The sequence below is a fragment of the bacterium genome (genome assembly GCA_023150945.1).
Taxonomy (GTDB): Bacteria; Zhuqueibacterota; Zhuqueibacteria; order Zhuqueibacterales; family Zhuqueibacteraceae; genus Coneutiohabitans.
Map to the genome: position 1 here is coordinate 58,257 of JAKLJX010000017.1, position 22,068 is coordinate 80,324.

At 60.4% G+C, this 22,068-nt stretch carries 16 protein-coding genes; 13 read left to right on the plus strand and 3 right to left on the minus strand.

The window, feature by feature from the left end; all coding sequences use genetic code 11:
• The first annotated feature begins 115 nt into the window (after positions 1-115).
• The 4 genes from L6R21_20155 (at position 116) to L6R21_20170 (ending at position 6,193) form a co-directional block, all read left to right on the plus strand.
• Positions 116-2,734: a T9SS type A sorting domain-containing protein gene (locus L6R21_20155; GenBank protein MCK6561516.1), complete on the plus strand. Its 2,619-nt coding sequence runs from the start codon at positions 116-118 to the stop codon at positions 2,732-2,734.
• A 91-nt stretch (positions 2,735-2,825) separates the two neighbouring features.
• Positions 2,826-3,800, plus strand: coding sequence for a hypothetical protein (locus L6R21_20160; GenBank protein MCK6561517.1), 975 nt, complete (start codon positions 2,826-2,828; stop codon positions 3,798-3,800).
• A gap of 115 nt (positions 3,801-3,915) precedes the next feature.
• A complete protein-coding gene (purE, locus tag L6R21_20165; GenBank protein ID MCK6561518.1) occupies positions 3,916-4,431 on the plus strand; it encodes a 5-(carboxyamino)imidazole ribonucleotide mutase in 516 nt (171 codons plus the stop codon).
• Between the two features lie 613 nt (positions 4,432-5,044).
• Positions 5,045-6,193, plus strand: a complete 1,149-nt coding sequence (locus L6R21_20170) for a 5-(carboxyamino)imidazole ribonucleotide synthase (GenBank protein ID MCK6561519.1) — start codon at positions 5,045-5,047, stop codon at positions 6,191-6,193.
• A gap of 102 nt (positions 6,194-6,295) precedes the next feature.
• On the opposite strand, the gene L6R21_20175 is transcribed toward L6R21_20170, so the two are convergent.
• Together L6R21_20175 and L6R21_20180 are read right to left on the minus strand one after the other, a co-directional pair.
• Entirely contained in the window at positions 6,296-7,528 is a 1,233-nt protein-coding gene (locus L6R21_20175; protein MCK6561520.1) for an ATP-binding protein, read from the minus strand.
• Between the two features lie 106 nt (positions 7,529-7,634).
• A complete protein-coding gene (locus L6R21_20180) occupies positions 7,635-8,711 on the minus strand; it encodes a hemolysin family protein (protein MCK6561521.1) in 1,077 nt (358 codons plus the stop codon).
• Positions 8,712-8,892: 181 nt separating this feature from the next.
• On the opposite strand from L6R21_20180, the gene L6R21_20185 reads away from it, so the two are divergent.
• The 6 genes from L6R21_20185 (at position 8,893) to L6R21_20210 (ending at position 15,207) form a co-directional block, all read left to right on the plus strand.
• Complete coding sequence (locus L6R21_20185) at positions 8,893-9,840, plus strand: ABC transporter ATP-binding protein (GenBank protein ID MCK6561522.1); 948 nt, start codon at positions 8,893-8,895, stop codon at positions 9,838-9,840.
• A complete protein-coding gene (locus tag L6R21_20190) occupies positions 9,821-10,624 on the plus strand; it encodes an ABC transporter permease subunit (protein MCK6561523.1) in 804 nt (267 codons plus the stop codon). The genes L6R21_20185 and L6R21_20190 overlap by 20 nt, the downstream gene beginning before the upstream one ends.
• 308 nt (positions 10,625-10,932) lie before the next feature.
• On the plus strand, positions 10,933-11,631 hold the full coding sequence (locus L6R21_20195; GenBank protein MCK6561524.1) for a phosphonatase-like hydrolase: 699 nt from the start codon (positions 10,933-10,935) through the stop codon (positions 11,629-11,631).
• Positions 11,632-12,078: 447 nt separating this feature from the next.
• On the plus strand, positions 12,079-13,299 hold the full coding sequence (locus tag L6R21_20200; protein ID MCK6561525.1) for a thiol oxidoreductase: 1,221 nt from the start codon (positions 12,079-12,081) through the stop codon (positions 13,297-13,299).
• A gap of 262 nt (positions 13,300-13,561) precedes the next feature.
• A complete protein-coding gene (locus L6R21_20205; protein ID MCK6561526.1) occupies positions 13,562-13,996 on the plus strand; it encodes a Rieske 2Fe-2S domain-containing protein in 435 nt (144 codons plus the stop codon).
• Entirely contained in the window at positions 13,993-15,207 is a 1,215-nt protein-coding gene (locus tag L6R21_20210; GenBank protein MCK6561527.1) for a hypothetical protein, read from the plus strand. The genes L6R21_20205 and L6R21_20210 overlap by 4 nt, the downstream gene beginning before the upstream one ends.
• A 382-nt stretch (positions 15,208-15,589) precedes the next feature.
• Here the strand turns inward: L6R21_20210 and L6R21_20215 are convergent, their stop codons facing one another.
• Positions 15,590-17,095, minus strand: a complete 1,506-nt coding sequence (locus L6R21_20215) for a hypothetical protein (protein ID MCK6561528.1) — start codon at positions 17,093-17,095, stop codon at positions 15,590-15,592.
• A 104-nt stretch (positions 17,096-17,199) separates the two neighbouring features.
• Here L6R21_20215 and L6R21_20220 point away from each other — a divergent pair, with 104 nt between their 5' ends.
• The 3 genes from L6R21_20220 to L6R21_20230 all read left to right on the plus strand — a co-directional run bounded on the left by L6R21_20220 (position 17,200) and on the right by L6R21_20230 (position 21,920).
• Positions 17,200-18,048 carry a glycerophosphodiester phosphodiesterase gene (locus L6R21_20220; GenBank protein ID MCK6561529.1) on the plus strand — a complete coding sequence of 283 codons (849 nt, stop codon included), beginning with the start codon at positions 17,200-17,202 and terminating at the stop codon, positions 18,046-18,048.
• Positions 18,049-18,054: 6 nt separating this feature from the next.
• A complete protein-coding gene (locus tag L6R21_20225; GenBank protein ID MCK6561530.1) occupies positions 18,055-19,275 on the plus strand; it encodes an NAD(P)/FAD-dependent oxidoreductase in 1,221 nt (406 codons plus the stop codon).
• A 320-nt stretch (positions 19,276-19,595) separates the two neighbouring features.
• A complete protein-coding gene (locus L6R21_20230; GenBank protein ID MCK6561531.1) occupies positions 19,596-21,920 on the plus strand; it encodes a DEAD/DEAH box helicase in 2,325 nt (774 codons plus the stop codon).
• The last annotated feature ends 148 nt before the right edge of the window (positions 21,921-22,068 follow it).

The window sequence follows — 22,068 nt, forward strand, 5'->3', positions numbered from 1 at the left end:
ATTCCGCAGAAGGAATCGTTTGCAGGCAATCTGGCTCTTGCCTTTTGATTTTTTTGTGCTACAATACAGCCAGAAAACACTTTGCTTGTCACTGCTGCCAATTAGGAATCATGATATGCGCCGTTTCTTCGCCTTTTCCGGAAAGTCCAGAGTCGTGCCGCTGCTGGTGTTGAGTTGCCTGTTGAGTCTCTTCTTTGGATTGTCGGCGGAGCGCAAGCCGCTCGCCGGGCGTGAAACCAGTCACCAACGGGCGGACGCCGAGCATAAAGCCCAGGCGAAAAGATATCCGTCTGATTGGGCGTGGCGGCAGCGCACGTTTCCATATGGCACCGCCGACAAGACCGCACCTCTCGAGGCGCTCGCCCAGGCGCAGCGCTTGCGGCAATTGCACAAACCCAGCCAATCCGCGGCACGCTGGCGTTTTGCCGGGCCGCTCAACATCGGCGGTCGCATTACGGATATCGAATTCGATCCGTTTGACGCGACCACGGTCTATGCCGGCGCGGCCACCGGCGGCGTGTTCAAATCAGTGGATGGCGGAGAGACTTGGCAATCAGTCTTCGATGAGCAGGCGGTCTTGCCCATCGGCGATCTTGCGGTCGATCCCAATCAGCCCGGCGTGCTCTACGCCGGCACCGGTGAGGCCAACGGCGGGCATAACAATTTTCCCGGCGGCGGCGTGTTCAAATCCAGCGATGGCGGAATGACGTGGCAATTCCTCGGTCTGGCGGCGACCACGTCGATCGGACGCCTCCTCGTCGATCCCTCCAACTCGCAACGCGTGTTCGTTGCCGCCATCGGAGATTATTTTGCGAAGGATGCCGACCGCGGGGTCTATCGCAGCGATGACGCCGGTGCGAGTTGGCAAAAGGTGTTGTTCATCAATGATTCCACTGGCGTGATCGATCTCGTCATCAATCCGGAAGATCCGGCGAATCTCTTCGCGGCGGCGTGGGAACGCATTCGCCCGCCGAAGTTCAACACCCACCTTTACGGACGCGGCAGCGGCATTTACCGCAGCAGCGACGGCGGCGACACCTGGCAGCGCTTGGGCGCGGCACACGGCCTGCCCGCCGGCCGCAGTGATCTCGGCCGCATCGGACTGGCGCTCTGCGCCACGCAACCCAACCAGCTCTATGCCCTGTTCACCAACTCGAGCTATACCTATGACAGCATCTATCGCTCGCAAGACGGCGGTGACACCTGGCAGCGTACCGACTTGAATCGCGTGTTGGGCAATGGCTTCGCCAACTTCAGTTGGTATTTCGGCAATATTCGCGTCGATCCGAATGATCCCGCGCGTGTTTTTGTGCTGGATTTGACCCTGCAGATTTCGGAAGACGGCGGTTCGCAATGGCAATGGGTGGGCACTTCGCACGTCGATCACCATGCGCTGACCTTCGATCCCTCCAATCCGCAACGCTTGCTCGTCGGGCACGACGGCGGCATCGACATTTCCGAGGACGGCGGCTGGAGTTGGCGAAAAGTGGCCTTGCTGCCGGTCACGCAATTCTATCAGATCACCGTCGATGCCTCCAACCCCGGCCACTTGCTGGGCGGCACGCAGGACAACGGCACGCTGCGCACGCGCACCGGCAACGTGGATGATTGGGAGGAGATTTACGGCGGCGACGGCTTCTATGTGATCGTCGATCACACCCATCCCAATATCATCTATGCCGAGTCGCAATTCGGCGCTTTGGGCAAGTCTGTTGACGGCGGCCAGACTTTCAGCTACGCGCTCAATGGCATCGACCCGGCGGAACCGACGAACTGGGCGACGCCGGTGGTGATGGATCCCAACAACAGTGCGGTGTTGTACTACGGCACCAATCGCATCTATCGCACCACCAATAGCGCCGTGTCCTGGCAGGCCATCAGCGGCGATCTCACCGACCGCGAACCAGGCTCGCGGCTGGGCACGATCACGACCATCGCGGTGGCGCCCACGAATTCCGCGGTGATCTACGCCGGCACCGATGACGGCAACGTGTGGGTTTCGAACGACGACGGCGAAACCTGGCAGGATATTTCCGCGGGCCTGCCCTACCGCTGGGTCACGCGCGTGGCCGTCGATCCCACGGATGAGAATATTGCCTATGTCACCTTCTCGGGTTTGAAATGGAGTTCGCCGCAGCCGCATGTGTTTCGCACGCAACACATGGGACTGATTTGGGAAGACATCAGCGCCGGCCTGCCGGATGCGCCGGTGAACACCATTGCGATCGATCCCGCTTATCCGAATTATTTGTATGTCGGCACCGATGTGAGCGCTTACTATTCCCCGAACGCCGGCGGCGATTGGTATCCGCTCGGCGAGGGGCTGCCCATGGTTTCGGTGTATGATGTTGCCATTCACCCGGAAAGCCGGCTGCTGGTGGCCGGCACGCACGGCCGGTCGATGTATGCGCTGGATCTTGACCAGCTCACGCAAGTGGAGACGCCTCGCGGAACCCTGCCGGCGACATTCACGCTCGAACAGAATTATCCCAATCCTTTCAATCCTGCGACCCGGATCGTCTATTCGGTAGCGGGCAGTGAAGCTCTGGTGCCGGTGAGTTTAACCGTCTATGATGCGCAGGGCCGGCAGGTGGCAACGTTGGTGGATGAGCGCCAGCCCGCCGGACGGTACGAACGGCAGTTCGACGGCGCGGGGCTGGCCAGCGGGCTTTACCTCTACCGCCTGCGCGTGGGTGAGCGCAGTTTGCAGAGAAAGATGCTGTTCCTGCAGTGAGGGTCTGCTCCCGTGCAGAGGAGAAACACGCGGAGCCTATGCGGAAGGGATTGGAGATTTACCTCGAAAGGACGACGACATGAAAAGAGGAATGAAGCGCACGCTCGGAATGTGTGCGTTACTGTTGAGCACGTTCGGGCAACCCGGTTGCGGCATCTTTTCCAGCGACGAATCCGGCGATGATGGAAAGGCGAACCTAAATGGCGGCGGCACGCTGGCAGGCAAGCAGATTTTTCCTGCGGACAATCCCTGGAACACCGACATTTCCAGCGCTCCGGTTGATGCCAATTCCGAGGCCTTGCTGCGCAGCATCGGCTGGGATACCGGGCTGCACCCGGATTTCGGCACGGTGTGGAACGGCGCGCCGAACGGAATTCCCTTTGTGGTGGTTGCCGGGCAACAGCCCAAAGTTCCGGTGAGTTTCACCTACGCCGATGAAAGTGATCCGGGCCCTTATCCGATTCCGCCCGATGCTCCCATCGAAGGCGGACCGAGCAGTCGTGGCGATCGGCACGTGCTCGTGATTGACAAGGACAATTGGATGCTGTATGAGCTGTACGCGGCGTATCCGCAAAACGGCGGTACGAGCTGGCGCGCAGGCTCCGGCGCCATCTTCGACCTTGGCTCGAATCGTATGCGTCCCGCGGGCTGGACTTCTGCGGATGCGGCCGGACTGCCGATCTTTCCCGGCTTGGTACGCTACGAAGAAGCCGTGGAGCAGAAAGAGATTCGCCATGCGCTGCGTTTCACCTGCGCAGTAACACGCCGGGCCTATGTTTATCCGGCCCGCCATTTCGCGAGCAGTCGCACGGAAACAAACCTGCCGCCCATGGGCATGCGCGTGCGTCTGAAAGCGAACTACGAGGTCTCGGCGTTTCCCCCGGAAGTGCGAGCCATTCTCACGGCTTTGAAGAAGTATGGCATGTTCGTGGCAGACAACGGCTCTTCGTGGTACCTCAGCGGAGCGCCCGATTCACGCTGGAACGATGACAACTTGCACACGCTGCAGTCCGTGCGGGGAAAAGATTTCGAAGTGGTGAAGATGGAAAACGTGATGACCGAATGAGATTCGCATACAAATTGCGCGCGCTGCAAGACCAAATCACTGCTGCGGCACCAAGCTTTCGCAAACGCAGCGCGCATTTACCGGACAACATTTTCCAAAGTCAAGGCTGCTGCTTATGCTCGAGAACCGTTTGATGATTGATCAGCCTGCCGTGGTTGCGGTCGTGATGGGCAGCAAATCGGATTGGGAGACCATGCGTCCGGCGGCGGAGGTGTTGAAGCAATTCGAAGTGCCGCATGAATGCCGCGTCGTTTCGGCGCATCGCACGCCGGCGTGGCTGGCGGAGTTTGCCGCGACCGCGGAATCGCGCGGCCTGGAAGTGATCATCGCCGGTGCCGGCGGAGCTGCTCATCTTCCCGGCATGCTGGCGGCGCAAACGCTCGTGCCGGTGCTGGGCGTGCCGGTGCAAAGCAAAGCGCTCAACGGCTTGGATTCGCTGCTCGCCATCGTGCAGATGCCGGCCGGCATTCCGGTCGGCACGCTGGCGATCGGCACGGCCGGCGCAACCAACGCCGCGCTGCTGGCGGTGGCCATTCTCGCCAACCAGCGGCCGGAATTGCGCGAGAAGCTGCGGGTATTCCGCCAGCAGCAAACGCAAAGGGTTTTGGACAACGCCGAGCTGCGGCTGTAGGCCATCGGGCGCTCAAAGGCAGAACAAAACTCTGAAAGATGCTTAACCACAAAGCAAACGCTTGCACTGCGGAGCCGCGGAGAGCGCAGAGTTGCTATCTCAAAAAGCCTTTCTCTGCGTTCTCAGTATCTCGGCGGTGAGCTTTTGAGGTGAATGGCGCGGCAATGTGCGCAAATCTTCACAAGATCCTTGCTAGATGACAGTGGCGGTGGACACCTCGTGCGAGACAACAGTGTGCGAATCGGGTTTATTGTTGCCCGCGGGCTTCGGGTTTCAGCTTGTCTGAAACCTGGCGGAGGCGGATGAGTCGACCAAACTCAGGAAAAAGATCTGAAAGTTCGCGGCAGAATCATTTTCGGCAGAACAATGATCTGGATCACTCTGTCGCTCCCTCATTCTGCCAAGAGTTTTTGTGCCGCCCCAGGGCTTCAATTTTCAATAGGTACGATTTTAAAAGGAACTGCTTTTCGACAGGATTACAGGGTTCACCAGCCTTCAGAGAAATCATGTTGATCCTGTTATCCGGTCAGAAATAAAGGCTGCTGTGCAGCGGCCCCAGTTTTCAGCTTGTCTGAAAGCTGGCGTAGACTGTTACCTTGAAAGAAAAGCTGACATGAAGCATATCATTCTGCCGGGCGCGACCATCGGCATTTTGGGCAGCGGCCAGCTCGGCCGCATGCTGGCGCTGGCGGCGCGGCGCATGGGCTATCGGGTGAATACGCTTTCGATCGACACCGATTCTCCCACCGGACAAATTGCCGATCACGAAGTCGTTGCGGCTTACGACGATCTCGATGCCGTGCGCGATTTCGTGCGCCGAGTCAATGTCGTAACTTTCGAATTCGAGAACATCTCCGCCGAGGCCGTCGAGATTGCCGCGGCGCATGTGCCGGCGCATCCGAGCGCGCGCGTGTTGCATATCACGCAAAACCGGCTGCGGGAGAAGTCTTTCCTGACCAGCGCCGGCCTGCCGGTAGCGCCTTTTCAGCCGGTGCAGTCGCTGGAAGATTTGCGGCTGGCGCTGCAACAAGTGGGGTTCCCAGCCGTGCTGAAGACCGCGGGCTTTGGCTATGACGGCAAAGGTCAGTCGAGGATCAATTCATTGGAAGAGGCCGCCGCCGCCTTTCACCTGCTTGCAGGAGAAGAAGGTATTCTCGAGGCGTTTATCGATTTTGAAAAGGAAGTTTCGGTGGTAGCGGCGCGCGGGCAGGACGGTTCATTTGCGCATTACGGCGTGATCGAGAACAGCCATCGCCGTCACATTCTCGATGTTTCCCTGGCGCCGGCCGCAGTGTCTCCGAAAGCGGCGCGCGAGGCGATTGCCATGGCGCGCGTCATCTTGGACCAGCTCGAAGTGGTGGGCATTCTGTGTGTGGAATTCTTTCTCACGCGCGACGAAAAGCTCTATGTGAACGAACTGGCGCCGCGGCCGCACAACTCCGGCCACCTGACCATCGAAGCTGCGCTCACCAGCCAGTTCGAACAGCAACTGCGCGCGGTTTGCGGCCTGCCGCTCGGCGCGACCGACCTGCTCCGCCCGGCAGCGATGGCCAACCTGCTCGGTGATTTGTGGGAAAATGGCGAGCCGGATTGGGCGGCGGTGGCCGCTTTCCCCGAAGTGAAGCTGCATCTCTACGGCAAATTGGGCGCGCGCATCGGTCGCAAAATGGGACACCTCACCGCGCTGGCGGAGACGGTTGAAATCGCAAAAGAGCGCGTGGCCGCGGCCCGGCTGGCGCTGCAGCGCCAGCCGAGGCCCTGAATGATCCCGGGCAAGTCTGCAATGTCTTTCAGATTTTTGTTTTGGGTTTGAAACGCCAAAGGCCTGGGGATTCCCGCTTGGCGGTCAATCTGCGATTGATCGTCACGCCAATTCTTCAAATGGCAATGCCATGGTGTCAGTGGTCAAGCGAAACGCCTTTTTCGTCAGGCACACGAGATAAGACTGTTTCGCTTGTTTTGGGAAGAGACGGTGAAAGGCCGCCAAATTGGCGGCAAGTGGCGGGGTGGGAGTCGCGCTCAATTTTACTTCGAGGGGAATCAATTGCCTGCCGAAATCGAGAATAAAATCGACTTCATGGCCGGCGGCTGTGCGCCAGAAAAACAGGCGGGGCATCTCGCCGCGATGAACGAAGGCGCGATAAAGCTCGGCAAACACGGCATTCTCAAACAGTGGCCCGGCCATCGGCCCGAACAAGGCATGCTTGACGTCGGTCAGGCCGGCAAGATAGGCAGGCAAAGCGGCATCCAGGAAATAGAGCTTGGGTGCCCGCACCAAGCGTTTGCCGAGATTTGCATGATAGGGACGCAACAATACGATTTGATAGCTCGCTTCCAGCACGGATAGCCACGACTTTGCTGTATTGACGGCAATGCCGAGATCGCGCGCAAGCTCGGAAACATTCAACAATTGTGCGGTGCGAGCGGCCAGCGCAAACAGGAATCGTTGGAAATCCTCGAGATTGCCGACGTTGCGCAGGTTGCGTACGTCGCGCTCGAGATAGGTTTGAACATAACTGGCAAACCACAATCGCGCCTCGCGATGGGGATCGGCAACCAGTTCCGGATAACCGCTGCGCAGGAGGCCGGCCATGAGCTCTTCGCTCGAAGCGCCGTCCAGTGCTGGCGTCTCATTCTCTGTCACAGGCCGTTGCCAAAACGGCGCGGCCGTCGAGCGGAGCTTTCTTTCCGCGTGCGACATCGACAGCAGCGTCAACACTGCGGCTCTGCCGGCCAGCGTTTCGGTAATCCCTTGCATCAGCGAAAGGTTCTGCGAGCCGGAGAGCAAGTAACGCCCTTTCGTGCTGCGATGCCGGTCGATGGCGCGTTTGAGGTAATGCAGCAAATCCGGCGCATATTGAATTTCATCGAGAATGGCCGGCGGAGAGTATTCTTCTAAAAACAAACGCGGGTCCTGGCGGGCAAGCGCGCGCAAATCCGGCTCGTCCAAGCTGACGAACCGATGAGTTGCGCCGAACAGATGCTGCAGCAGGGTGGTCTTGCCGGATTGGCGCGGGCCAGTCACCAGCACCGCGGGAAACTCCTTCACAGCCTGGGCCAGCGTGCCTTCCAGTGTGCGTGGGATATAGTCGAACATGGCGGAAAGTAAGCGGGGAAATCTTGCGGGTCAAGTGTAAATTTGCAGTCGAAATGCAAATTTGCATGGCTGCAATGCAACGGGCGGCTAATCAAACGTTTGCTGATCATTCCTCCTCCGGCGCGTCGTGCTCATCCTCGATCTCACCGACGATTTCTTCCAGCACATCTTCGAGCGTGACAATGCCGAGCACCGGGCCGTTGCGCTCTTTCACCACTGCCATCTGCTTTCTTTGTTTGCGAAATTCGCGCAACGCCACCGCCACCGACATGCTGGGCGGAAAGAACACCGGCGGGTACATGGCATCGCTCAAGGTGATCATGCCGCGCAGGCTGAAGAAGTAGAACAGATCCTTGGCATTGACAATGCCGACGACGTTGTCGAAGTCGCCGTCATAAACCGGCATGCGGGTGTGTGCGCCCTCGCGTACCGCCTCCATGATTTCGCTTTCCGGCGCGTGCACCTCGAGTGCAGCGACGTTTTCGCGCGGAATCAGAATGTCCCGCACCCGCTTCGCCGACAGCCGGAACACGTTGCGCAGATACACGGCCTGATCCGGCGAGAGAATGCCGGCCCGGCTGGTTTCCTCGACCAGCAGGCTGAGCTCATCCACCGAATGCACCATCTGATGGCCGGACACGGGCTGAAAGCCGAGGCGCCGCACCACCCAATTGCCGGCGCTGTTCATCATCAAGATCGCCGGCCGCATGACGCGTGCAAACACCAGCAGCGGCGTGGCCACCACCACCGAGATTTCGTCCGGACGCTGCAACGCCAACGCCTTGGGCGCCAGCTCACCGATGACGACGTGCAGAAACGTGATGAGGGTGAAGGAAGAAACCGCAGCGAGCGAGTGGCTGGCCACCGCAGAGAGGGAAACCGGCAGCCAGCGCAGCACCGGCTCAAACAGATGCGCCACCGCCGGCTCGCCCACCCATCCCAAGGCCAGACTCGCCAGTGTGATGCCGAGTTGGGTGGCGGCAATCGCGTCATCCAACCGGCTGATGACACGCCGCACCGCGGTGGCGCCCACGCGGCCTTTTTGAATCATTTCCTCGACCCGGGTGCGCCGCACCGCCACCAGGGCAAACTCCGCCGCCACGAAAAAACTGTTCAACAGCACCAGCAGTGGGATTGACAGCAGGCTCAAGAATTGGCGAAGAAACTCCAGCACACCTTCCATACTTCGTAGGCTCCCTGACTCTTCTGCAGCATCTGCGCGCGGCGCGTGCGCCGCAGAAGGGTAGCAGAAAAAATGCTTGCATACAATCAAAATTTCACTGTCCTTCCACTGCCGGGTGCGTCCTCGCCGCGCGGCCGCGCGGCTTGATCCCGGCGCGCACCTCTTTCATCTGAATGAGGCCATGAGTCCAGTCATCGCCACCCGCAATCTCACCAAAAAATTCGGCACGCTGACGGCACTGGCGCAGGTCGATCTCACGGTCGCGCCCGGTACGGTCTTCGGATTTCTCGGCCCTAATGGCGCCGGCAAAACCACCACCGTGCGTTTGCTCAACGGCCTGTTGCTGCCGACCGCGGGCCAGGCGTTCGTGCTGGGCCATGAGGTGCCGCGAGACAGCCACCATGTGCGGCGGCGCTGCGGCGTGCAAACCGACACCAATCTCTACGACAAGCTCACGGTGCAGGAGAATTTGGAAATTTGGGGCGGGCTTTACGGCCTGCGGAGCAGCGAGTTGCAGCAGCGCCTGAGCGCCTTGTTGGAGCAGTTCGATTTGGCGGAAAAGCGCCGGGATTTGGCCGGCAGCCTGAGCAAGGGCATGAAGCAGAAGTTGAGCATCGCCCGCGCGCTCATTCACGACCCGGAAATTCTCTTTCTCGATGAACCCACCGCCGGGCTTGATCCGGAAACTTCGGAGGATTTGCTGCAGTACTTGCGCCGCTTCATTGCCGGGCGCACGCGCACGGTGTTTCTGTGCTCACACCGGCTGGAGGAGGTCGAGTTGCTGTGTGAAGCGGTTGCGATCATCGATCACGGCAGCCTTCTCGCCGGCGGCGCCATCGCGGAGTTGCGCCGGCAATTATGGCCGGAGCGGGTGTGGTGGATCGATTTCCTGGAGCCGCGCGCGCACTTCTTTGCGGCGCTGCGCCGTGCCGGCTGGCAGCCGCAGCCCGCGGCACCGGAACACCATTTGAAGATTGCGCTGCGCGATGCGGCGGAGATTGCCCGCGTGGTGCGCACGCTGGTGCAGGCCGGCGCCGACATTGCCGCGGTGCAGGAAGAGCGCCGCTCACTGAAAGACATCTATTTCGCACTGTTGCCCAGGGAGAAGCATGAATCTGCCTCGCATTAAACTCGTCTTTGCAAAAGACTGGAAGGAACTGCGCCGCAGCCGGCAGGCGGTTTTGCCGATGCTCATCGTGCCCCTGGTGTTCGTGGTGCTGCTGCCGGCAGTGTTCGTTTTCACCGCCGGGCAGATGGTGGCCGATCCCAGCAAAGCCGACATGCTGAAAAACCTGCCCCAATTCGCGCTGCCCGCCGGCCTGAACGAAGAGCAGGCCATTCTCTACCTGATGCTGATTCTCATCCTCGGGCCGTTGTTTCTGTTGATTCCGGTGATGATGGCCAGCATCATTGCCGCCAGCAGTTTTGCCGGGGAAAAAGAACGCAAGACCATCGAGGGCCTGCTATACACGCCGCTCACCGATCAGGAGCTGGTGCTGGGCAAGATCGCGGTTTGCTTCATTCCCGCCGTGCTCATTTCCTGGCTTTGCTTTGGCATTTACGGCGTTGTCGCGAATGCGCTCGCCTATCCGTTTTTCGGCCGTTTGATCTTCCCGACCGCGAGCTGGGTGGCGATGATCTTTTGGCTTGCGCCCGGCCTGAGTTTTCTCTCGCTCGCCCTGGTGGTGGCGGTGTCGCAGCGCGCCGCCGGCGTGTGGGAAGCCCAGCAAATTTCCGCACTGCTGCTCCTGCCCATCATCGGCTTGGTGATTTCACAAACCCAGGGGATTTTCGTGTTGACCGTGCCGTTGATCCTGCTCGCGGGGCTGGTGATTTACGTTCTGGATGTTTTCATCTATCGCTGGCTGGTGCGGCGCTTGAATCGCGAGCGCATTGTCACGAAGCTGGTGTGAGACCGCGCGGGGGAACGCTGCGGGCGCAGGATCTTTGCCTTCCCGCTGCGTGCAGCGCGCAACATTCGCACGTTTGTGTTGCCCTGAAGATGCTCTGCGGTTGCCTGCGCGAGTTTTCGCTTTTCCGCATCGATGCGACTGCTGATCAAGTAACCCTCTTGATTTGTCACTCCGCCTGCAAGGCTTCCCAGCCAAAATTCTCATCGGCCCGTCCCCAATAATTCTCTTGCAAGTTATTCTTTTCAAATTAAATTTAGGCTCAACTAAAAATTATTTTTATCGGACATAATTTTGTGAATGGATTGCAGATGAATCAGATTGCGTTGGTTGTATGCGATATTGCCGGCACCACCGTTGCGGATGACGGCCACGTGGTCCGAGCCTTTCAAGCAGCATTGCGGCCGCACGGCATTGCGCTGGACGAGTCGGCATTGCGGCCCTGGCGCGGCGCGGCCAAGCACGAAGTGTTGCGTTCTTTCATCGAGCAAGGATTCGGTTCCCACGCGCCGGAAAATGCCGCGCGCGTGCAAGCCGCGGCAGCGGAATTTCGCAGCCGCCTGCAGCAGAGCTTCCGGGAATCGGGCGTGCATCCGATTGCCGGCGCTCCGGAGACCTTTGCCTGGCTGCGCGAGCACGGCATCAAAATCGCCCTGACGACGGGATTCGACCGCCAGCTCACCGGCATCATTCTCGCGAAACTGGGTTGGGACGAGAGGCTGTTGGCCGCAGTGGTGTGCAGCGAGGAGGTGGCGCAGGGCCGGCCGGCGCCCTTCATGATTTTTCGCGCGATGGAGCTCGCCGGCGTGCGCGACGTGCGCCGCGTGATGACGGTCGGTGATACCGTGCTGGATCTCGAAGCCGGCGTCAATGCCGGTGTTGCCGGCGTGGTCGGCGTGCTATCCGGCGCGCAGGGACTCGAGCAACTGGGCAAATCCTCTCACACGCATTTGATCGCCAGCATTGCAGAGCTGCCCGAGCTGCTGGCCAGGCTACCGCGACCGCATTGAGCTCCGCCTGCCGATCGACCGCAAACGCTCATTACAGCGATTAACCCCCGACTTGCGGCGTTCTTCGGCGGGGAGAGGTGCATTCACTTTCTGCATTGTTCCTGTTGGGAAAATGTTCCGCCCTCGGCTGAGCCGCGGTCTCCAAGGCTTCGATCCCCGTGGAGACTGTGAGGTTTTCAATGCAACGGCCAAGCCGCGGCGGGAACATTTTCTCAAAAGCTCGTGATTTCGGACGCTCACTGGTGGTCTTTTGCTTCAATTCGTGGAATTGGCCTCTCAATATGTCATTCCGTCGAATCTTGTGAAATTCTTGGCCCTGCGCCCAAATCTTCACAAGATCCTTGCGGGATGACAATGGTGGTGGTTTTACATTACATGACAACGACGCCCAAGTCACGTTGAAGCGTCCCTTCATGCCGTATTGCAACCAAGTCTCCGGAGGCAAACATGACACTGACAGCCAGACGCGTGCTCATACTTTTCTTGCCCATGTTGGCGGCGTGTGGCACGCTGCTCACCGAAGCGCCGCCGCCCAACCAAGTGCTCGATGCCACAGTGGAACATCTCTCGCCGGCGCAGTTGGCCGCACACATCGCCGGTGATGAGGGCTTCGGCGAGACGTTTTCGTCCGCCACCGGCCTCGGCCCGATTTTCAATCAAACCTCATGCGAGAGCTGTCATCCTGCCGAAGGCCGCGGCCATCCCTCGACCAACCTGATTCGCTTCGGCCGCGCCACCGCCAACAGCTTCGATTACCTGCTGGAACAGGGCGGCCCGCAACTGCAAGACCGCGCCATTCCCGGCTATCCCGCCGAAAAGCTGCCGGCGGAAGCCACCAGCCTCTCCGTGCGCGGCGGCCCGCTGGTCGTCGGCCTCGGGTTGATCGAAGCGATCCCCGATCAAATCATTCTGGCGCGCGAAGATCCGCATGATGCTGATGGCGACGGCATCTCGGGGCGGGCCAATTTTGTGGCACCGCCGCCCTATCTCACGCTTGCTCCAACAAGAGTCTCGCGGGAGGGCAAATACCTCGGCCGGTTCGGCCGCAAAGCCACTGCGATCGACCTGCTGCAACAGACGGTTACCGCCTATCGCAACGACATCGGCGTGACTTCGGAGTTTGAGCCGGAGGAGCTGTTCAATCCGGCATTGGGCAATCGCGTCGGTGACAATGTCCCTGATCCCGAGGTCGCAACCGAGACGATCAACAACGTGGTGATCTACCTGCAGACGCTGCGGCCGCCGCTGCGCCGAGGTGCCGAGCAGGCCCAGGTGCGTGCAGGCGAACGGCTGTTCGGCGAGATTGGCTGCACGGGTTGTCACGTTCCTGAGATGGAAACCGGCCCGAGTCCGATTGCCGCGCTGGCGGTTCAACGTGTGCCGCTATACTCTGATTTGCTCTTGCATGATTTGGGCCCGGCGCTTGCCGACAACTATCCGGAAGGCGAAGCCACCGGCTCGGAATGGCGCACCACGCCGCTGTGGGGTTTGGGCTTGGTGGGCGAATTGCTCGGCGGCACGCCGTTCTATTTGCACGACGGCCGCACCTCCAGCCTGGAAGCGGCGATTCTGCTGCATGGCGGCGAGGCGCAAAAAAGCCGCACCAACTTCACGAATCTGAGTGCACACGAACGGGCGGCCGTGCTGGCGTTTTTGAATTCACTCTGATTCTCGCAAGCCGGATGGGCCTTGGCTCGCGCAACACACGCAAGGCACGAAAGCGCTCTCAACTCCGATGGAAACAATCCAACCATTGAAAACATCCGCTGGGTTGTTTCCATTCGCCGGGAAAGAACTGGAATCTTGTTCCAAGTTTGACCAGACAACTGCAATCACGCGATACGATCGCGTGTGACCAAACCGAATCGCCGCCGTCCAGGCCGGCGCCTCGGTTTGACCGATCCTCATGCAAACGGTGAGTCCTGCAATTATGTCAACGCGACGAGAGTTTCTGCAAACACTGGCCGGCACGCTGGCCGTTGCCGCCGCCGCGGAATTACTGCCCGGCTGCGCTGCCGGCCTGCCCGCAGTTCGCGGCGAACTGCGCGGTGATGCCATCACCATCCCCAAAACCGAAGCGGCAGCGCTGGCCGCGCCCCGCAGCGTGTTGATGGTGCGGCCGCAAAACTTTCCGGTGGCGATCCTCGTGCGCCGCCTGGATGACAATCAACTGATCGCGCTTTCCACCGTCTGCAGCCACGCCGGCTGTGAAGTGCGCGTTTTGCCCAATGCCCTGCAGTGCCCCTGCCACGGCTCGGAGTATGATGTCACCGGTGCAGTCGTCGAAGGACCTGCGTCCCGCGCGCTGCAGAGTTTCCCAGTGACGGAAGACCAGAACAGCATAACCATCCGGGTGAAATCATGAGACCTTCGTCAATCTCGTTTTTGGTTTTCTTGCTCAGCGCGCTCGCGGCGTTTGTGGCCGGCGCGCAAACCTCTGCCGCTGACAGCCTCCCGACACCGTTCCAGCGCGGCGGCATTTATGATCGCCCCTACATCCTCAAGCTCGGCGGCAACACTGCCCTCGGCGGCTACGCCGAGATGAACTCGAACTACCGGCGCGTGGACGGCCTCGGCGAGGGCTTCTCGCTGGAGCAGCGGCGCTTCAACGTGTTTCTTTACTCCGCCATCTCCGAGCACGTCAAGCTGACCTCCGAGCTGGAATTCGAGCATGGCACCGAGGAAATCGCGCTGGAGACCGCGCTGGTGGATGTCCTGCTTGCCACCCCGCTGAATCTGCGCGCCGGCATTGTGCTGCCGCCGATCGGACGCTTCAATATCACGCACGACAGCCCGCGCTACAACGTCATCGATCGGCCGCTGGTTTCCACCGGGATCATTCCTGCAACCCTGTCGGAAGTGGGCGTGGGATTCTTCGGCGCATTCTATGCCACGGCCTTTGATCGCTTCACCTACGAAATCTATGCCGTGAACGGCCTGGGCGAGGGCGTGGTGCTGGGCAGCGGCGAGGGCACGCGCATTGCGTTCGGCAAATCGGGCACCGCTTTCGAAGAGGACAACAACGGTTCGCCCGCGCTCAGCGGCAGGTTGGCGAGCAATCCGCGCTTCGGTGGCGAGTTTGGCGTTTCGCTTTACAGCGGGCGTTACAACACCTATCAGCGCGAAGGCGTGCGGGTGGATGAGCCGCGCAGCTTGCGTCTGCTCGCGGTGGATGCGGAGTTTCGCAAACGGCGCCTGCTGCTGCGCGGCGAAGCGGCGCTGGCGCGGATCGAGGTGCCGCAGGATCACGTTGACGACGATCTGCTGGCGGAAAAGCAGCGCGGCTTTTTTGTGGAGGGCAACTACACGCTGCTGCGCCGGCGCATGCTCAACATGCCGGAGGCGAGTTTGATTGCCTTCGGCCGCTGCGACTACATCGATCTCAATCACGGCGAGTTCGACAAAACCGGGCAGAACATCGGCGACAGCACCACGCGCCTCACCACCGGTTTGGCCTTCCGCCCGACGGCCGACACCGTCATCCGCCTGAGCTATTGGCGCCAATGGAGCTACGATCGCTTCAGCAATCTTTCGCATGCCGCCAACATTCAATTCGGCGTGGCCACCTATTTCTAATGCGTCAGGGCTTCGGTGTGCAGTGTCTGTTCGAAAGCGCTTCAACCGCGGCTGAGCCGAAGTTTTTAAGACGCCGCAGGTCGTGGAAACTTCGAGGATTTTGATGCAACGGCCAAGCCGTTGCAGGAACATATTCTCAGAACATGAATTTCCGGACAGTCGCAATGTCGCCGTGGCTCATGATGAAGAGCATGCCGTCGTTTCTCGCGAATGAGATCGTACTGTGCCCCAGTCTTCACAGGATCCTTTTGGGATGACTGTCATCATGCTCGTGGACCCAGGGCCATAAGAACAGGGGAACAGCGCACAGAGGCGCGAGGAGATGGTTGCCGTGAGGCCGGCGAGCGGCCGGGAAACAAACGCTGCAACGTTGCCGGTTTGATTACTCCGCGGCTGTGCCTGCGAAGCGCCAGCGTTCATCCCAGCGCGCGATTTCGTAGCGGTCGGTCATGGGGAAATGCGGCGGGCGGCGGGTTTCAAAGCGTTGGTCGAATTCGATGCGGGTGGCATAGCGTGGTTCGGTGGCGGAAAGGGTGCCGGCGCTGAGGCTGCCGAGCAGATGCAGCCGGGCCTGGCCGTGACCGTGAACGAAATCTCTGACGCGAAATTCTCCTTTCGCAAACAGCGCGGCATGAATGGTAAGATCGCCCGGCCCGGTGATGTGCGCCGGCGCGATTTCGATATTCCCCTCACTCAGCAAGCCGAGATAATCATCCGAGCGCCACAATTCTGCCAGCGGCGTGGCATATTCCAGGTTGCCCGTGATGACGATTTTGTTCCTGGCGCACACCAAGACCACACCATGCACCACGCCCTGCACGTGCAGCGTGGCTTTGCCCTCTCCGAAAATCAGAAATGGCTTACGCGGCAGGCGGCGCGTTTGCCTTGCTGGCGCCGGATCGCTGCCGCGCCAGGAAAAAGTCTTTTCCCGCTCGAACGTGATCCAAACCTCGTGATCAAATCGCTGCACCAGGCTGTCCGGCAGGGGGGTGAGCTGGCTCACATTCTTCGGCACGCGCAAAGCGGGGACGCCGGTTTCCAGACCCGCGGGAAACACTGCGGCGCGATCGATGAACGTGTAACGATCACCGGCTTTAATCTCAAAAGCGGAGGTGGTGACTTTGCCGCGAAAGCGCGGCTGGGTGCGACCGCTGCGGCTCACGATGATGGAAGAGTTGGAATGAAAGCGGCCCGTAAGCTCGTCATCATGCAATGCCACCGCGGGATTCCAGTAATCGACGAATTGCGCGAAATGGGAAAAGGCCAGCCGCCGCAGGCGAATGCCGGTGGTCAGCGCGGTGCCGTGCTCTTCGCGTGAAATCTGAAAGTGGATTTCATCCAAATCCATTGGGGTTTTTGCCGGCAGGTGGCGCACCTGCATGGTGTAGGTCTTGCCGTTTTCGGTGACAGTGAAAGTGGAATCCCGCCGCGGCAACTGGGCCGCCAGCTTGAGCACAGCCTGCTCGAGCGTGCGGCGTTCCGGCAGCGCGAGCGGCAGGGTTGCGGGCGCAGGCGCGGGAAGTGCGACAGGCAACGGCGCGCTGGAATGCCTGATGCGCCTTGCCTCTGGCGGCAGGGCAACAAAACTGTTGTGCACGTCCGCGTTTTGAAGTAGATTGTCCGGCGTTGTGGCCTGCCAGGGCGCTGCCAAGTGTGATTGGGTCTCGCGCTCGGCAGGCACAATTTGTCGATGAGTGCGTTGCACCTCGGGCACAGAAGTTTGCTGGTCACTGACGTTTTGCGCATCGCCTGAAATCGAGACCAGCTCGAAGTGCAACGGCTCAAATCTGATCTGGGGATGGCCCGCCAGCCAAGCCAGCAGGGAGAGCAATAGAAATCCGGCGAGATGGCAACCCGCCGACAACAAAAGCGCGTGCGGCCAAGCCATCCTTCGGCTGTTGCGGCGCAGGCATCGGGCGGCGAGCTGCAGCATTCGCGTGGACATGTTTCGAAGAATTGCCGGATGGAAATGCAACGATCGGGAGATCAGCCGTGCCCACCAAGAGCGTTTTGCTATTTGCCGCCGGCAGTTCGGCGGCGCTGACCGCGGTTGTGGCCATTCTCCTCGGGCCGGCCGTCATCCTACATGCACAGGAAAGGGAAATGCCAACCAATCCGCAAACCGTGATCAACTGCGGCCACCGCGGCGCTGCCGGGCACGCGCCAGAAAACACCCTGGCCGCGATTCGCCTGGCCATGGCGATGGGCGCGCAGATGGTGGAGATCGACGTGCAGCAGACCGCCGATGATCAGCTCGTGCTACTGCATGACGACTCGCTCAGCCGCACTACCAACGGTACCGGCCTGCTCTGGCAAAAGCACGCCTCTGAATTGCAGACGCTTGATGCCGGCCGTTGGTTCAGCGCCGAGTTTGCCGGCGAGCCGCTGCCGACACTGGCCCAAACGATAGCGCTCGTGCGCGGCAAAATCAAGCTGAATATCGAAGTCAAGCTGCATGGTCATGAGCGCAATATCGCCAAGCTGGTGGTGGAGGCCATTCGCCGCACAGGCTTCGCGCCGGAGTGCCTCATCACCTCCTTTGGCCACGCGGTGGCGGATGAGATCAAACAACTCGCGCCCGAGCTGCGTGTGGGCTATATTTTCGGGCCGCGCGAATTTCGCGAAGCGGTGTTCAGCGCGCCGGTTGAGGTTTTGAGCGCGCATTACAGCCTGGTGAATGCCGAGTTCATGCGTAAAGCCCGCGCTGCCGGCAAGGCCGTGCACGTGTGGACCGTCAACGACAAGGCCCTCATGACCCGGCTGATCGACCTCGGCGTCGAGGCGATCATCACGAATTATCCCGACCGCTTGACCGAAGTCTTGCGCGCGCAGCCGCAGTGAGCAGCAATGACGGATCTCGCCATCATTGGCGCCGGCGCTGCGGGACTCATGGCCGGCATTTGGGCAGGCCGCACCCAGCCGGAGCAAGAGATCGTGATGCTGGACGGCGCAGCCAAGCTCGGCGCCAAAATCCTGATCTCCGGCGGCGGCCGCTGCAACATCACGCATGCGCAGGTGGAGACGCAGGATTTTTGCGGCTCCACGCCGCCCGCCATTGCCAAAGTGCTGCGGCGTTTCGAGGTCGCGCAGACCGTGGCTTTTTTTCGTGAGCTGGGCGTCGAACTCAAGCAGGAAGAGAGCGGCAAGCTGTTCCCGGTGACCGACAGCGCCAGGACGGTATTACAAGCATTGTTGCAGGCGGTGCAGCAGACCAAGGTGAAACTGTTGCATCCGCGCCGGGTTGACAGCGTGCAGCGGCTCGCGGTGGGTTTCCTGCTGCGCGGCAGTTGGGGAGAAACGGCGGCGCGCCGTCTGGTGCTGGCCACCGGGGGCAAGAGCCTGCCGAAAACCGGTTCGGATGGCCATGGCTATGCCATTGCGCAAGCATTGGGGCATACGCTCACGCCGATTCAGCCGGCGTTGGTGCCGCTGCTGCTGCCGCGGGCGCATTTTCTCTGCAGCTTGAGCGGCTTGACCCTGCCCGCAACGTTGGAGCTGCGCAGCGCCACGGGCAAGAGGCTCAAAACGATCACCGGCTCGACGTTGTGCACGCACTTCGGTTTGTCCGGGCCGGCGGTGCTCGACATGAGCCGGCACTATCTCGCCGCGCAACGCGCAGCCAGCGGTGTCACGTTACAGATCAACTGGTGGCCCGAGAGATCTTTTGAGCAGCTCGAGCAGGAGTTGCAACAGCCTGGCCGCGCCACAGTGCTGGCGCATTTGCGGCGGGGCTTGCCGGAGCGTCTTGCGCGCGGATTGTGTGACGAAGCCGGCCTGGCAGCGGAAACCACCGGCTCGGAGTTGACCCGCGGCCAACGATTCACGCTGGCGCGGCTGGTCACGCAAATGCCGCTGCCGATCACCGGCGATCGCGGCTTTAATTTTGCTGAAGTCACGGCCGGTGGCGTGCCGTTGCGCGAGCTTCATCTCGAACGCATGGAATCGCGCGTGTGTCCGGGGTTGTTTTTGTGCGGGGAAATTTGTGATGTGGATGGCCGCATTGGCGGATTCAATTTTCAATGGGCGTGGGCGAGCGGCCATGTCGCCGGCGTGTCAGCCGCCAACTGATTGGTGTCCACCAGTAAATCGCGAACTTTTGCGAAAATGCACCTCCAGCGGTTGGGCTGGTGCTTCACAGCCCTCGGAGTTCTCGCGACAATTGCAGCTTTGGAAACCTCGGCTCTGCCGAGATGGGAACATTCTTGGACAGACACCAGCAGGCACGGGGCAGATGAACCGTGACCAAAAGGAAATCGCCAGCAGATGGAAACAAGCCAGCGAATGAAAGAGTTTGCGATCCGTTGGGTTGTTTCTAATCGGTTGGAGGAAGTTTTTGCTTTCAAGACAACGATTTCACTCTCAAGAGACTGAAGCGATTCTAGATTCCGATGAACCTCCTGCAAGTTCTCGAGCAATTGCGTTACGAGCCGGATTTCATGCAGAACGTCACGCATTGGCGCACCCTGCCGCCGCGGCCGGCGCAATGGGCGGAGTTGCCGACGGAGCTGCATCCGGCTCTGGCGGAGGCTTTGCGCCGGCACGGCATTAGCCGGCTGTTCACGCATCAAGCCGAGGCCATTGCCAAAATCGTCGCCGGCAAAAATGTGGCGGTGGTCACGCCCACTGCCTCTGGCAAGACGCTGTGCTACAACATTCCGGTGTTGCAGCGCGTGATCAACGACCCGGATGCGCGCGCGCTTTATCTTTTTCCCACCAAAGCGCTGTCGCAAGATCAGGTCGCGGAGCTGCAGGACATCGTCACCCTGCTCGGCGAGCAGATCGACTTCGACCTGAAGACCTACACATTCGACGGCGATACGCCGCAGTCCGCGCGCCAGGCGATTCGTAGCTCGGGCCACATCGTCGTCACCAATCCCGACATGCTGCATCAGGGCATCTTGCCGCATCACACCAAGTGGATCAAGCTGTTCGAGAATTTGCGCTATATTGTTATCGATGAGCTGCACAACTATCGCGGGGTGTTCGGCAGCCATCTCGCCAATTTGATCCGGCGGCTGCGGCGGATTGCGGAGTTCTACGGCGCGCGGCCGCAATTCATCTGCTGCTCGGCGACCATCGCCAATCCCAAAGAACTGGCCGAACAAATCATCTCCCAGGAAGTCGAACTGGTGGACAACAACGGCGCGCCGCGCGGAGAGAAGCATTTCATTCTCTACAACCCGCCGGTGGTCAATCGCGAGCTGGGCATCCGGCGCTCCTCGGTGAAGGAGGCGCGCAACCTGGCGATGCGGTTTCTCGCCAACAAGATTCAAACCATCGTGTTTGCGCGCAGCCGCTTGCGTGTGGAGATTTTGGTGACCTATCTCAAGCAGGCGATGACGGCGCAACAGCGTTCCGCGCGGCTGATTCGGGGCTATCGCGGCGGCTATCTGCCCACCGAGCGCCGCGCCATCGAGGCCGGCCTGCGCAGCGGCGAAGTGCTGGGCGTGGTGTCGACCAATGCGCTCGAGCTCGGCATCGACATCGGCCAGCTCACCGCGTGCGTGATGGTGGGCTATCCCGGCAGCATTGCCAGCGCCTGGCAGCAAGCGGGCCGCGCCGGCCGCCGATCGGATTCCGCGGCCGCGATCATGATCGCTTCCAGCAGCCCGCTGGATCAGTACATGATCAACCATCCCGATTACTTCTTCGAAGCCTCGCCCGAAGCCGGCATCGTCGATCCCAACAATCTGGTCATCTTGATGAGCCATCTCAAATGCGCCGCCTTCGAGCTGCCGTTTCAAGACGGCGAGAAGTTCGGTCATGGCAAGGGCGTGGTCGAAGCCACCCACGAGATTCTGGAATATCTCGAGGAAAACAAGGTGCTGCATCACAGCGAGGGCCGCTGGCACTGGATGACCGATGCCTATCCCGCCGAAGCCGTGAGTCTGCGCAGCGCGGCGCCGGAAAACGTCATCATCATCGATACCACCGATAACGAGCGCGTCATCGGCGAAGTCAACCTGCTCGATGCGCCGGTGATGCTGCATGACGACGCCATTTACATTCATGAAGGCCGGCAGTATCACGTCGACAAGCTGGATTGGGACCGGCGCAAGGCCTACGTTCGCCAGGTGGAGGTGGATTACTACACCGACGCGCATACCGATACCAGCATTCACGTGTTGGAAGTGTTCGAGGAGAGAATTGCCTCCGGCCCGCCGGCCGCCGGCGAGGCCCTGAAGCTTGCGCATGGCGAAGTGAACGTCAACTGCCAGACGACGAAATTCAAGAAACTCAAGTTCGGTTCACACGAGAACATCGGCTATGGCCCGGTGGAATTGCCGGAGATCAGCATGCACACGACGGCCTATTGGTGGGAATTGCCGGCGGACATGGCTGCGCGGCTGGGCATTCCGGAGTCGGCGCTGGGCGACGGCTTGAAGGCGGCAGCACATGCGCTGCACGGCGTGGCGGCGGTGTTTTTGATGTGCGACAGCCGCGACATTCGCGCTGTGCCGATGGCGCGCGCCCTGCTCACGCAACGGCCGACGATATTCATTTACGACAATCACCCGGGCGGCGTGGGCTTCAGTAAACGCCTGTTCGGCATGCACGGCGAGTTGGTGGTGGCGGCGACCGAGCTGGTGAAAGCCTGCGGCTGTGAGGACGGCTGCCCGAGCTGTGTTGGCCCGATGCTGGAGGTGGGAGAGCGCGGCAAGCAAGTGGCGCTGCAACTGCTGGCCGCCGGGCGGCACCAAGAAAACAGTTGACATTCGCAAAAAAAACACTATACTGGTGCCAGTTGACTGCACAAAAAATAGTCCCGCCACCAGTTCGTGCAGCGTTCCAGTGTCTGACAAGATCAGCCGAATGACGCCAATTGTGCTGATCAAGGTCACCCCCGCTATGTGCTCTTGC

Excerpts from the sequence above, each read along its gene's own strand:
- L6R21_20155 (MCK6561516.1), top strand. The coding sequence starts at position 116 with ATGCGCCGTTTCTTCGCCTTTTCCGGAAAGTCCAGAGTCGTGCCGCTG.
- L6R21_20160 (MCK6561517.1), top strand. The coding sequence starts at position 2,826 with ATGAAGCGCACGCTCGGAATGTGTGCGTTACTGTTGAGCACGTTCGGG.
- purE (MCK6561518.1), top strand. The coding sequence starts at position 3,916 with ATGCTCGAGAACCGTTTGATGATTGATCAGCCTGCCGTGGTTGCGGTC.
- L6R21_20170 (MCK6561519.1), top strand. The coding sequence starts at position 5,045 with ATGAAGCATATCATTCTGCCGGGCGCGACCATCGGCATTTTGGGCAGC.
- L6R21_20175 (MCK6561520.1), bottom strand. The coding sequence starts at position 7,528 with ATGTTCGACTATATCCCACGCACACTGGAAGGCACGCTGGCCCAGGCT.
- L6R21_20180 (MCK6561521.1), bottom strand. The coding sequence starts at position 8,711 with ATGGAAGGTGTGCTGGAGTTTCTTCGCCAATTCTTGAGCCTGCTGTCA.
- L6R21_20185 (MCK6561522.1), top strand. The coding sequence starts at position 8,893 with ATGAGTCCAGTCATCGCCACCCGCAATCTCACCAAAAAATTCGGCACG.
- L6R21_20190 (MCK6561523.1), top strand. The coding sequence starts at position 9,821 with ATGAATCTGCCTCGCATTAAACTCGTCTTTGCAAAAGACTGGAAGGAA.
- L6R21_20195 (MCK6561524.1), top strand. The coding sequence starts at position 10,933 with ATGAATCAGATTGCGTTGGTTGTATGCGATATTGCCGGCACCACCGTT.
- L6R21_20200 (MCK6561525.1), top strand. The coding sequence starts at position 12,079 with ATGACACTGACAGCCAGACGCGTGCTCATACTTTTCTTGCCCATGTTG.
- L6R21_20205 (MCK6561526.1), top strand. The coding sequence starts at position 13,562 with ATGTCAACGCGACGAGAGTTTCTGCAAACACTGGCCGGCACGCTGGCC.
- L6R21_20210 (MCK6561527.1), top strand. The coding sequence starts at position 13,993 with ATGAGACCTTCGTCAATCTCGTTTTTGGTTTTCTTGCTCAGCGCGCTC.
- L6R21_20215 (MCK6561528.1), bottom strand. The coding sequence starts at position 17,095 with ATGGCTTGGCCGCACGCGCTTTTGTTGTCGGCGGGTTGCCATCTCGCC.
- L6R21_20225 (MCK6561530.1), top strand. The coding sequence starts at position 18,055 with ATGACGGATCTCGCCATCATTGGCGCCGGCGCTGCGGGACTCATGGCC.
- L6R21_20230 (MCK6561531.1), top strand. The coding sequence starts at position 19,596 with ATGAACCTCCTGCAAGTTCTCGAGCAATTGCGTTACGAGCCGGATTTC.